This is a genomic window from Actinosynnema sp. NPDC053489, assembly GCF_044544865.1.
In the GTDB taxonomy this organism is placed as follows: domain Bacteria; phylum Actinomycetota; class Actinomycetes; order Mycobacteriales; family Pseudonocardiaceae; genus Actinosynnema.
Genome location: NZ_JBITXT010000030.1, coordinates 1 through 12,110, shown reverse-complemented (window position 1 = coordinate 12,110; position 12,110 = coordinate 1). Strand labels below are relative to the sequence as shown.

At 73.6% G+C, this 12,110-nt stretch carries 8 protein-coding genes; 4 read left to right on the top strand and 4 right to left on the bottom strand.

What is annotated here, in order from left to right; translation table 11 throughout:
- Nucleotides 1–91: 91 nt before the first annotated feature.
- The 3 genes from ACIGNX_RS34665 to ACIGNX_RS34655 form a co-directional block, all read right to left on the bottom strand.
- On the bottom strand, nt 92–1,015 hold the full coding sequence (locus ACIGNX_RS34665; protein WP_396545801.1) for a helix-turn-helix domain-containing protein: 924 nt from the start codon (nt 1,013–1,015) through the stop codon (nt 92–94).
- Nucleotides 1,016–1,083: 68 nt separating this feature from the next.
- The gene (locus ACIGNX_RS34660; RefSeq protein ID WP_396545799.1) at nt 1,084–2,166 is read right to left on the bottom strand and encodes a S1 family peptidase; all 1,083 of its coding nucleotides are present in this window, start codon (nt 2,164–2,166) and stop codon (nt 1,084–1,086) included.
- Between the two features lie 504 nt (nt 2,167–2,670).
- A complete protein-coding gene (locus ACIGNX_RS34655) occupies nt 2,671–5,463 on the bottom strand; it encodes a BTAD domain-containing putative transcriptional regulator (protein WP_396545797.1) in 2,793 nt (930 codons plus the stop codon).
- 188 nt (nt 5,464–5,651) lie between these two features.
- On the opposite strand from ACIGNX_RS34655, the gene ACIGNX_RS34650 reads away from it, so the two are divergent.
- The 3 genes from ACIGNX_RS34650 to ACIGNX_RS34640 all read left to right on the top strand — a co-directional run bounded on the left by ACIGNX_RS34650 (nt 5,652) and on the right by ACIGNX_RS34640 (nt 9,108).
- Nucleotides 5,652–6,692, top strand: coding sequence for an ADP-ribosylglycohydrolase family protein (locus ACIGNX_RS34650; RefSeq protein WP_396545795.1), 1,041 nt, complete (start codon nt 5,652–5,654; stop codon nt 6,690–6,692).
- Between the two features lie 314 nt (nt 6,693–7,006).
- Nucleotides 7,007–7,714, top strand: a complete 708-nt coding sequence (locus ACIGNX_RS34645; RefSeq protein WP_396545793.1) for a response regulator transcription factor — start codon at nt 7,007–7,009, stop codon at nt 7,712–7,714.
- A complete protein-coding gene (locus tag ACIGNX_RS34640) occupies nt 7,711–9,108 on the top strand; it encodes a sensor histidine kinase (protein WP_396545791.1) in 1,398 nt (465 codons plus the stop codon). Before ACIGNX_RS34645 ends, ACIGNX_RS34640 begins: the two co-directional genes overlap by 4 nt.
- Here the strand turns inward: ACIGNX_RS34640 and mgrA are convergent.
- On the bottom strand, nt 9,105–10,133 hold the full coding sequence (gene mgrA / locus ACIGNX_RS34635) for an L-glyceraldehyde 3-phosphate reductase (RefSeq protein WP_396545789.1): 1,029 nt from the start codon (nt 10,131–10,133) through the stop codon (nt 9,105–9,107). The two genes, ACIGNX_RS34640 and mgrA, sit on opposite strands and share 4 nt — an antisense overlap.
- Nucleotides 10,134–10,303: 170 nt before the next feature.
- On the opposite strand from mgrA, the gene ACIGNX_RS34630 reads away from it, so the two are divergent.
- Nucleotides 10,304–11,890 carry a vWA domain-containing protein gene (locus ACIGNX_RS34630; protein ID WP_396545787.1) on the top strand — a complete coding sequence of 529 codons (1,587 nt, stop codon included), beginning with the start codon at nt 10,304–10,306 and terminating at the stop codon, nt 11,888–11,890.
- Nucleotides 11,891–12,110: the final 220 nt, after the last annotated feature.

The window sequence follows — 12,110 nt, the reverse complement described above, 5'->3', positions numbered from 1 at the left end:
ATCGGTCAGATCGAAACGCGCCACATCCGTGTTCTACCAGCCCCAACCAGCACACCACCGGACACACCCAGATCCGAACTTCAAACAGCTCCTAGTCCCACTCCCAGCAGATCCCGTGGATGCCCGGTTCGCACTTCGGCAGGTAGAGGTGCGCCTCCGGGACGGGGTTCAGCGGTATCCGCCTGCGGTCCGCCATCGGCGCGTCCACCTTCGCGCGCCGGTACTCGTAGCACCGGCGCGGTGGCGTCGCCCGGTCGAAGTCGACCCGCAGCAGGTACGTCTCCGTGGACCGCACCCGCCGCTCGTGCGAGCCGGACGGCGCGTCGCTGTCGCCGAGCACCCAGTCGTGCTCGACGACCGCCGTCTCGTTGCGCGCCAGCGGGCGGGCCAGGGTGATCACGGCCGCCGTGTAGCCGCTGGCCGGGTCGCTGCGCAGCTCGGCCACCTCGCCGCCCCGCACCCGCAGGTCGCACGGCATGGCGTCGCCCTCGTCCGCGCCGTGCACCACCACGAACCGGTCGGCGTGGTCGGCCACGCAGCGCAGGACCTGGGTGGCGGTGACGCCGCGCAGCGTGCGGCGCGCGTCGACGTGGCAGACCTCGTTCGTGTCGAGCACCGACACGCACGGGTTGGGGTCGCCGACCTCCGGGCCCAGCACGGCCCGGAACGGGGAGTCCTCCCCGTACAGCGCGCGGACGCTGACCGCGCCCTTGGGCAGCCACCGCCCGCGCGGCCGGGGTGGTTCGAGGAACTCGAACAGGGTGCCCCGGGGCAGGTCGAGGATGGCCTCCAGCTCGCGCAGCGCCCGCAGCGACTTGGGCCGCTCCGGCCTGCTGCGGCCCTGCTGCCAGTAGCTCAGGGTCGCCAGGCTGATGTCCACGCCCCGGTCCGCGAGCCGGACGCGGAGGCGTTCGAGGGTCAGCGCCCGCCGGCCGATCGCGGCGCGGAGGGCGTCGGCGAACTTCTCCTGACTCAGGACCGCCTCGGGTCCGGGCCGTTCGTGCGGAGCTGCCACGAGCGACGATCCTCCCCCGGAAAGGCGAATGCCGATACCCCCTTCCGGAGGTATCGGCATCCACGTCGTCACCCCACGTTCAGGGTCAGGCCGTAGTACGACAGCGCGTCGCCGAGCGGCTGGAAGTACGACGACTTCCCGCTCTGGTACCCGCCGTTCCAGGTGCACTGCTGATTGGTCGGGCCGCCGGAGGTCATGCCCTGGGCCTGGTTGCCCGAGAGGTACGCGCCGCCGCTGTCGCCGCCCATCGTGCAGACGGAGGACGCGCCCAGCCCGCGGATCACGGTGTCCGGGCCGCCGTTGCGGTCGACGTAGGTGACGGTCTGGTTGTAGCCGGTGATCGAGCCGCAGGTCCAGCCGGTCGTGGCGCCGGACTTGCAGATCGACGCGCCGACCGCCGCGCGCGTGGCGCCCTTGACCGCGACCAGGCCCGCCGCGCCCCAGGTGCCGACCTGCGTGGCGATCGCGTTGCCCGCGTCGACCCGCGCGATGCCCATGTCCACGCTGTCGCGGCCCAGCGCGTAGCGGGTGCTGGTGCCCTTGGCGAAGCGCGCGCCGTCGAAGCGCAGGTCGGGCAGGCCCTCCACGCAGTGGCCCGCGGTGACGAGGTACTGCGCGCCGCCGGAGGACCGGGCGCCGAAGCCCACCGAGCAGTACCCGGACGTGTTGTTGATCGTCATCTTGCTGCCGGGGTGGACGGTGGCCTGCGCGCTCAGCTGCGCGTCCACCCGCTCGACCCGGACCGCGGACCCGAACGCGGCGGCCTCGGCGAGGAACGCCCTGGCCGGGGGCCTGCCCGGGTCCACGACCTTGATGGTGACGACGTCCGCGGCGACGTCCACGCCCCACGCGGCGACGCCCGAGGGCGCGCGGTCGGCGGCGAGCGCGTCCAGCCTGGCCTGGATCGTGGACAGGGCCGCCTCGCCGCGGGCCGGCGTGCGGGCCGCCAACCCGGCCGCGCGGACCTTCGCCGCGCCCGCCCGGTCGGTGTTGACCGTCAGCACGCCCCGGCCGTCGAAGAACGCGCCGTCGACCCGCGCGCCGTCCCGGGCGACCCCGGTCAACGCGCGCTGCTGCGCGGCCTCGCCGTCGAGGCGCCGGACGGCGGCGTCCTCGTCGACCCCGAGGGTCCGGGCGAGCGCGGCGACCATCTCGGGCTGGTAGTCGGAACCGCTCGCGGAAGCGGTGGCGCCACCGGTGAGCAAAGACAGGGGAATGAGGCACGCGAGGGCGGCCGCACCCGACGTTCGAATTCGGAACACGATGGAACCTCCCATTCCCGGAGCGGCCACCGCAGGGAAAGGTGAAATAGCGGATCGCGCTTCTCACCTCGGTGGACCGTCTCCGGTCGGCGGTTTCCCGCCGCACCTCGCACTCTGCCCGCCGATTACGGCGTGGGCAACGAGCGGTATTTCAGGGATGGGAGTCGAAATTGTGAAACCGGGATCGGACCACCCGCCGCCGCGCGGCGCGGGGGCGGTCCGCCCGCGGGCGGACCCGGCCGGCCGGTGCTCTCCCCCGAACGCCGGCCGGCCGGGGTTTGGGGTGGCTTCCCCCCTGGTCCCCCCGCCAAGAGCCACCCGCGCGCCGATCGCGACTCGGTGATCGGCGCCCTCCACGTTGCCACGATTCCGGCGGGCCGTGCTAAACAGCGGCTAAACCTCGGAGGTCAACGCTTCAAGGGCCGTTCGGACCAACATGGCCCGCGGCGAACCGAGGCGTACGAACAACCGAAGCGATTCCGCCAGCTCCGCTTGTGCCGCGACGCGCTCGCCCCGTTGCGCCAGCACGGCACCGAGGACCTGCCTGCCGAACGCCTCCTCGAACTGCATCGAGCCGCCCCGCGCCAGCTCGACGCCCTGGCGGGCGTAGTCCTCGGCCTCCGGTAACAGCCCCAGTTCCGCGTACAGCTCGGCGAGGTTGTTCATCGCCACGGCGTACGCGCGCTCGTCGCCGTGGCGGTGGTAGATCTCCATCGCCAGGTACTGGTGCCGCGCCGCGGCCTCGCGCTGACCCAGCCGCTGCTCGACCTGCGCCAGGTTGTTCAGCACGGTGGCCTCGCCCAGCGCGTCCCCGTCGCGGCGGGCCAGCTCCACGGCTTCCCGGTGGTGCGCCAGGGCCTCCTCCACCCGGCCCTCGGCGACCAGCGCCAGCGCGAGCTGGTCGAGGGTCATCACGAGGTGGCGCGGCTCGCCCAGGTCGACGGCGATGCGGTGGGCGAGCCGGGCCTGGTCGAGCGTGCCGCGCAGGGCCCCGGCGCGGTTGTTCACGTCGTGCACGGCGTGCAGCACCAGCATCTCGCCGCGGCGGTCGCCGATGGCCCGCGCCGAGGCCAGGCCGAACTCGGCCACGCCGTGCCACTCGCGGCTCACCAGCCTGGTCACGCAGTAGGTGTGGACCAGCCGCACCAGTTGCCAGACCTGCTCGTGCAGGCCCGCTTCCGCGCCCGCGTGCACGAGGGCGATGACGTTGGCCCACTCCTTGTCGAACCAGGACAGCGCCTGCGACGGGGTCGCGGGCCTGGGCACGGTGGGGTCGCCGGTGAAGTCGAGGCCGTCCGACGCCGGCCGGATCAGCCGGCGCGCGTGGTCGCAGGCGGACAGGTAGTGGTCCATCAGGCGGCGCAGGCCGCGTTCCCGGTGCTCGACCACGCCCCGCGCGTAGAGGCGGACCAGGTCGTGCAGGACGAAGCCGCCGCGCCACTGCTCGACCAGCAGGTGGGCGTCGGCGAGGTCGGCCAGGCGCGCGGCGGCGGTGCCCAGGTCGATGTCGCAGACGGCCGCGATGGCGTGCGGGCTCACCCACCGGCCGGGCACCAGGCCCGCCGCGCGGAAGGTCTCCGCCAGCTCCGGCGGGAGGTTGCGGTAGGACACGGCGAGGGCGCGTTCCACGCCGACGCCCGTGTCCGCCAGGTCGAGGGTGCGCAGCCGGACGGCGTCGTCCGAGAGCTGGGCGACGAGCGCCTCCACCGTCCACTCCGGACTGGAAACGAGCTTGGCGGCGGCGATCCGCAGCGCCAGGGGCAGGTTCCCGCACAGCTCGACGAGCCCGCGCACAGCCGCCGGTTCCTGGTCGGAGACGGGCTTGCCCACCACCTCGTCGACCAGGCGGACGGCCTCGTCGTCGGACAGCGTGTCGAGGGTGAGCATGCGCGCGCCGTTGCTGACGACCAGCGACTCCAGCCGGCGGCGGGTCGTCACCAGCACGACCGACCCCGCGCCGGGCGGCAGCAGCAGCCGCACGTGCTCGGCGTCCCAGGCGTCGTCCAGGACGACCAGCACGCGGCGCTTGGCGAGCACCGAGCGGTACAGGCCGACGCGGTCGTCCAGGTCGCGGGGCACGCCGTCCGCGGGCACCCCCAGGGCGAGCAGGAACCGGGCCAGGACCTCGGCCGGCTCGACCGGGTCGCGGTCGGGCGCGAAGCCGTTGAGGGAGGCGAACAGCAGCCCGTCGGGGAACTGCTCGGCCCGGCGGTGCCCCCACGTGACGGTCAGCTCGCTCTTGCCGATGCCCGGCGCGCCGTTGACCACGGCGATCGTGGTGGCGGCCGGGTCGCGCGAGTCGCACAGGCGGTCCAGCCAGGCCAGCTCCTCGTCGCGGCCGATGAAGCCGCTGGCCGCAGCGGGCAGCTGGGCCGGCACGACCACGCCGGGCCGCGGCGGCACGAGCGCCGGTTCGGCCAGGCCGGGCGAGCTGAGCGCCGGGTCGTCGCGCAGCACCTGCTCGTGCAGCAGGCGCAGGCCGGGCCCGGGGTCGATGCCCAGCTCGTCCACCACCCGGCGGTGGAAGCGCTGGTACGCCTCCAGGGCGTCGGCGCGCTGCCCCGACCGGTACAGGGCGCGCATCATGTGCCCGACCAGGCGTTCCCGGAACGGGTACTCGTTCACGAGCTGGCGCAGCTCGCCCACCAGCTCCAGGTGCCGCCCCAGCTCCAGCTCGGCCTCGATGCGCTCCTCCACTGCGGCAAGCCGAAGCTCCTCCAGGTCGGAGGTGACCGGGTCGCCCGGGACGTCGGCCAGCACCGGCCCCCGCCACAGGCCAAGCGCCTCGCGCAGCAGCTGCGCCCGGATCGGCGCGGGCTTGCCGCGCGCGCTCGACACGAGCTGCCGGGCGCGGTGGAAGTCCAGCCGCCACGGGTCCACCGCGAGCTGGTAGCCGGGCGGCGTGGTGAGGATGCGCGCCGAGCCCGCCGGGTCGGCCTCCTCCAGCATCCGGCGCAGCCGCGACACGTAGCCGTGCACGATCGTCCTGGCCGTGGCGGGCGGCTCGTCGGCCCACAGGCTGTCCTCGATCTCGTCGATCGGGACGACCCGGTTCGCCTCCAGCACCAGCATCGCGAGCAGACCGCGCATCCCCTTGCGGCCGATCACGAGCCGCCGGCCGTCCGCGAGCACCTGCAACGGTCCGAGGACGCCGAACTCCAGCCCACTCCTGCTCAGGTCGGTCATGCCCCTCCCCCCGCCCTCGTGCGCTTCGGTCCGGTCACTGGATCAGGTGCGCCGGGGGACCCGTTGGATACCTGTGAGTAGATGTTGCTTCGTCAACCAGCCGTGCTCACATGACCGGAGGGGCGCCCGACGACTAGGGTTCTGGGCCCGGACGTCCCGGCCGAGTTCGGGCGAGTGCAGGAGGGCAAGTGCCGCGCGAGCCGATGACCGTGGTCGACCGTGGCTCGGCCTGCCTGCTGGGCGGCGCCCTCGGCGACGCCCTGGGCGCGCCGATCCAGTACCTGGGGTGGACCGACATCCAGCGCGACCACGGCCCGGAGGGCGTGCTCGCGCCGCCGCGGCCCGCGCTGGTCACGGACGACACGCAGCTCACCCTGTTCACCGCCGACGGCTACCTGCGCGCCTGGGTGCGCGGCCGGACCACCGGCGAGTGGGACCCCGTGCGGGTCGTCTGGCACAGCTACCGGCAGTGGCTGGTCACCCAGCAGGTCGCCGCGCCGGAGCCGGGCGCCGCGGGCCTCGTGGGCGACGAGCGGCTGTACTCCAGCCGGTCGCCGGGCCTGACGTGCCTGCGCGCGCTGGCCGCCGACACGCCGCCGACGCCCGAGGAGCCGCACAACGAGTCGTCCGGCTGCAACGGCGTCACCCGCACCGCGCCGGCCGGGTTCGCGCCCAGCGCCGAGATCGCCTACGACCTGGGGTGCCGGTTCGCCGCGCTGACCCACGGCGGCACCGGCGGCTGGGTGTCCGGCGGCGCCTTCGCGCTGCTGATCCACCTGCTGGCGGTGCGCGGGCGGCCCATCCGGGAGGCGGTGGACCAGGTCATCGGCCGGGTGCTGCGCGACGACCCGTACACCGCGAACACGCTGAACCGGGCCGTCGTGTTCGCCGACGAGCACCGGGCGCAGGGCTTCGAGTCGGTGCGCGTCGACCGGCTGGGCAGCGGCTGGACGGGCCCGGAGGCGCTCGCCATCGCCGTGCACACGGTCCTGGTCTACCCGAAGCGGGCGCAGTTCGTGGACGCGGTGCGCGCGGCGGCCAACCACTCGGGCGGCAGCGACGCCACGGCGGCGCTCACCGGCAACATCCTGGGCGCCCTGCACGGCACCGCCGCGCTGCCGCGCGACTGGCTGGCCGGGCTGGAGCTGGTCGACCTGCTGACCGACCTGGGCGCGGACCTGGGCCGCTCGGTGACCGGGCTGGACTTCGACCTCGCCCGCTACGCGTGAGGGAACGGGGGAAGCCGGCCTCGGCACGCACGTTCCCGAAAGCGTGCGACCGAGGCCGGCTCTCCACGCGGTCTGCGCGGGGACACGCCCCGAGCGCGGAACCCGGCTGACCTGGCCGTGGAGCGGGAAAACCCGTGGGCGAACCGTAGCAGAGCGCATGTGAGCCATCACAGGCGGCCCACCCCTTCGTCCTCACCGGACCGCTCCGGGGCGGCATGATCCGCATCACACCGGCGCGCACCGGCCCGGCGGAGCCTGTCCCGAACCTGTCGGATCGCTGTCGACCGGACGATCACCGCACCGGCCCGCCGGGGGTGCCGCACCATGGGCGGGTGGACAGCGTTCGACTGCTCGTGGTGGACGACGAGCCGCACATCGCGGACCTCGTGGCGACGGTGGCCCGGTACGAGGGGTGGCAGGCGGTCACGGCGGGCAGCGGCGAGGCCGCGCTGCGGGCCGCCGCCGAGTTCCACCCCGACATCGTCGTGCTCGACCTGATGCTCCCCGACCTGGACGGCTTCACGGTGCTGGACCGGCTGCGCTCGGCCGGGGCGATGGTGCCGGTCGTGTTCCTCACCGCCCGCGACGGCACCGCGGACCGGGTCGCGGGCCTGACCCGCGGCGGTGACGACTACCTGGTCAAGCCGTTCTCGGTGGAGGAGCTGATGGCGCGGCTGCGGGCCGTGCTGCGGCGGGCGACGGGTCCGGCGTGGAAGCGGTCCGTGCTGAAGGTGTCGGACCTCGCGCTGGACGAGGACACGCGCGAGGTGCGACGGGGCGGGAAGCTGGTCACGCTCACGCCGACCGAGTACGAGCTGCTGCGCTACCTGATGCGCCGCTCCCCCGCCGTGCTGACCAAGGCCCAGATCCTCGACCACGTCTGGGAGTACGACTTCGGCGGCCGCTCCAACGTGGTCGAGCTGGTCGTGTCGCACCTGCGGCGCAAGCTGCACGACGGCGGGGAGCCGCTGATCCACACCGTGCGGGGCGTGGGTTACGCGCTGCGGCGAGCCGCGCGGTGACGCGCCGCCGCCTGCGCCTGGGCACGCGCCTGGCCCTGGGCCTGGGCGCGCTGGCGCTGGCGGTGTTCGCCGTCGTCGGCACGGTGATGGCGCGCAGCATGCAGGAGTACCTGGAACGCAGGCTCGACGCGCAGATGGGCGACACGCAGGTGTCGTTGAAGAAGGACATCGCCAAGAACGGCTCGGTCCCGGGCAAGGCGTACGGCTGGTACTCCGTCGTCTACCTGGTGCGCGACGGCCGGGCGACGCCGGAGAACCCGGAGGACCTGCCCGCCGACGCGGGCGAGCTGGCCGAGGTCGCGCTGCGGGTCGACGGCCGGCAACCGGTGTACCGGACGGGGTACCTGCGCGGCGACGGCACGTACCGGCTGCGCGGGTGCGCGGTGTCCGACGGCGTGGTGCTGGTCAGCGCCGCGCCGATGGCCGACATCACGACCACCGTGCGGCAGCTCGTCATCGTGGAGGTGGCCGCGTTCGTGCTCGCGCTGGTCGCGTTCGTGGTGATCGGCCGGGCGGTGCTGCGGCGCGGGTTGCAGCCGTTGAGCGACATGGCGCGGACCGCGCACGACATCGCCTCGCACGACCTGACCGACTCGGCGCGGCTGCCGGTGCGGGCGGAGGGCGAGGGCGGCGGGGTGGAGGTCGAGGAGCTGCGCACGGCGTTCAACACGATGCTGGAGCACATCGACGCGTCGCTGGCCGCCCGCACGGCCGCCGAGCAGCGGCTGCGGCGGTTCATCGCGGACGCCTCGCACGAGCTGCGCACCCCGCTGACCTCCATCCGGGGTTACGCGGACCTGTTCCGCTACGCGGCGGCCAACGCGCCCGACGAGCGCGAGGCGCACCTGGAGAAGCTGCGCTCGGAGGCGGCGCGGATGAGCGTGCTGCTGGACGACCTGCTGCTGCTCGCGCGGCTGGACGCGGCGGAGGCGGAGACGCCGCTGCGCCTGGCCGAGGGTGACCCGGTGGCGTTGGCGCGGGAGGCGGCGGACGCGTTCCGGGCCGCCCACCCCGGGCACCCGCTGGCGCTGGACGTGCCCGACGAGCCGGTGCGGTCGGCCTTCGACCCGCTGCGGCTGCGGCAGGTGCTCGACAACCTGCTCACCAACGCCGCCGTGCACACGCCGCCGGGCACGTCGGTGTCGCTCTCGGTGTCGGCGACGGGCGGGTCGGTGGTGCTGCGGGTGGCCGACACCGGTCCGGGCATCCCGCCGGCCGACCGGGCCCGCGTCTTCGACCGGTTCTACCGGGTGGACGGCTCCCGCACCCGCGACCGCGGCGGCAGCGGGCTGGGCCTGGCGGTGGTGCGGTCGCTGGTGACCGCGCACGGCGGCACGGTCGAGCTGGGCGGCGGGCCCGGCTCGACCGCGTTCACCGTGACGTTGCCGCGCTAACCGGCGTTCGAGGACTCCGCCCACAGGTCGATGCCGGAGTCGACGGCGTGCACGTCGATCCGCTCGAGCTCGTCGTCGGTGAGCGGCGGGCCGTCCAGGGCGGCCACGTTGGCCTCCAGCTGCTCCACGCTGCTCGCCCCGATGAGCGCCGACGTGACCCGCTCGTCCCGCAGCACCCAGGTCAGCGCGAGCTGCGCCAGCGACTGGCCGCGGGAGGCGGCGATCTCGTTCAACGCCCGCACGTGCGCCAGGTTCGCCTCGCCGAGCAGGTCCTCCGACAGCGACTTGCCCTGCGTGGCGCGGGACCCGGCGGGCACGCCGTCCAGGTACTTGTCGGTCAGCATGCCCTGGGCCAGCGGCGAGAACGCGATGCAGCCGACGCCCAGCTCGTCCAGCGCGTCGAGCAGCTCGGCCTCGATCCACCGGTTCAGCATCGAGTACGACGGCTGGTGGATCAGCAGCGGCACGCCCGCCGTGCGCAGCAGCTCGGCCGCCTCGCGCGTCTTGGTCGCCGAGTAGGACGAGATGCCGACGTAGAGCGCCTTGCCCTGCTGGACCGCGCTGACGAGCGCGCCGACGGTCTCCTCCAGCGGTGTGTCCGGGTCGAACCGGTGCGAGTAGAAGATGTCGACGTAGTCCAGGCCGAGGCGGGACAGCGACTGGTCCAGCGAGGAGAGCAGGTACTTGCGGGAACCCCACTCGCCGTACGGGCCGGGCCACATGTCGTAGCCCGCCTTCGTGGAGATCACCAGTTCGTCCCGGTGGTGGCGCAGGTCGTCGGCCAGCACCCGGCCGAAGTTGACCTCGGCCGAGCCGTAGGGCGGTCCGTAGTTGTTGGCCAGGTCGAAGTGCGTCACGCCGAGGTCGAACGCGCGGCGCACGATCGCCCGGCCCGTCGCGTAGGGCCGGTCGTCGCCGAAGTTGTGCCACAGGCCGAGCGAGACGGCGGGCAGCTTCAACCCGCTGCGCCCGCACCGTCGGTAGGTCATCCGGTCGTACCGGGAGGCGTCTGGGAGGTGGGCCACCTCCCCACCTTGGCACGCGCGGCTGCCGTTCGCCGCACGGGAAAGGGGACGAAGTTGCTCTTTTCGGACCGTATCCGGTCGGTGGCCCGGTCATCCGCCAGACGTGCCCGGACACCGGTGTCCGCGCACCCGGGCCCCTGCGCCCGGAGGACCGAGTGGGAAGAGACCACATGCTTCGCTCACCCAGACGCGGCGCGCTGCTCGCCGTCGCCGTCCTCACCGCCTCCACCGCCCAGCTCGCCCCGCCGGTGGCCGCCGCCCCGGCGCCGGCGCCCTGCGGTCCCGTCGACGTCGCGTTCGTCCTGGACGACACCGGCAGCATGGGCGGCGCCATCACCAGTTTGAAGACCGGCATCAACGCCATCGTCAACGACGTCGTCACCGCGTCCGGCGGCGACTACCGGCTGGGCCTGGTGACGTTCAAGGACGACGTCACCGTCCAGAACGACCTCGCGCCCGGCAACGCGGCGGCCGTGACCGACTACGTCTCCAACGTCCTCGGCGCGAGCGGGGGCAGCGCCGAGCCGGAGGCGTCCGACGAGGCCCTCAACACGGTCGTCAACAACCTGCCCGCCGCCGGTCGCCCGCAGAACGCCGACTTCGCGGGCGCGTGGCGGTCGAACGCGATGAAGTTCGTCGTCCTGGTGACCGACGCGCGTCCCGGCGGGTTCGACAACGCCCACACCGCGGCGGACGCGACCAACGCGGCGCAGCGGGCGAACGACGCGGTCGGCCGGGGGATCAAGATCTCCCCGGTGTACGTGCCGACGTCCACCGGGTACAGCTCGGTGATCACGCCGATCATGCAGAACTACGCCACCACGACCGGTGGCGTGTTCACGCAGGCGACGGCCACCGGCGCGGGCACGGCGGACGCGATCCGCAAGCAGCTCTCCGACTGCCGGCAGACCGACGTGGTCATCCGCGACCAGGTGACCGACACGGGCGCGGAGCCCAACCCGAACGGCACCGTGTGGAACAGCCCCGACATCAAGGTCTGCCCGACCACCGCGGACTGCGCGGGCATCCAGCCCGTCGTCGGCGCGACGAACGTCGTGCACGTGCGGCTGGGCAACGCGACCGGGCCGAGCACCGGCACGCTGAAGGTCTACCGCACCCCCGCGGGCGGCGGCACGACGTGGGACAACGCCACCAACGGCGACTGGGTGTTCATCGGCGAGCAGTCGCTGACCGTGCCCACGGGCGGGACGGTGGCCAAGATCGCGTGGTCCGGCATCCCCGGCCCCGGCCACTTCTGCCTGCTGGCCCGCTGGGTGTCGGCGACCGACCCGATGACGTTCGCCGAGGGCTCGAACACCGCGTTGAACACCAAGAACAACAACAACATCGCGTGGCGCAACTTCCAGACCGTGCGCGGCAAGGTGTTCCAGCCGGTGAAGTCCTGGTTCACGCTGGGCAACGCCACCGGCCGGGAGGCCAGGACCGACCTGGTGCTGACCGGTGAGAAGCCGGTGGCGGGCACCGTCGTGATCGACCTCGGGCCGCGCCTGTTCGAGCGCTGGCGGGCGGGTGGCGGCCAGGCCGCGGGCGTGAAGCAGGTCGGCGAGACCACGTTCCAGCTCGACCCGAAGCGGGCGGCGCTGCTGGGCGTGCCGCTGCTGCCCGGCGAGCGGTTCACCGCTGAGCTGACCTTCACCCCGGAGGCGCCCGGCGAGTACCTGACCAACCTGGTCCAGTTCGTCGAGGGCGAGGACCACGGCGGCGTCGCCTACCAGGTCGTCACCGACCGGGAGTGATTCCCCGGCGGTGACCGCGGCCCGCGCCCCCGAGGCGCGGGCCGCGCTGCCGCGCGCGGCGGCCGGGGCTTAAGATGATCATCTGTCGAGCCGGTGGCGGGACTTGAACCCGCAACCTTTCGCTTAGTAGCTGTTTCCGAGCTACTACTGTTGAGTGAGTCGGCGGCTGGTGATGCGGATCATGGACCAGCGGACCATGGCCTCGTGGTGGTGCGGGAGT

Bases quoted from the DNA above. Each gene is read 5' to 3' on its own strand.
- ACIGNX_RS34660 (WP_396545799.1), bottom strand. From the start codon at position 2,166: ATGGTCGCCGCGCTCGCCCGGACCCTCGGGGTCGACGAGGACGCCGCC.
- ACIGNX_RS34655 (WP_396545797.1), bottom strand. From the start codon at position 5,463: ATGACCGACCTGAGCAGGAGTGGGCTGGAGTTCGGCGTCCTCGGACCG.
- ACIGNX_RS34630 (WP_396545787.1), top strand. From the start codon at position 10,304: ATGCTTCGCTCACCCAGACGCGGCGCGCTGCTCGCCGTCGCCGTCCTC.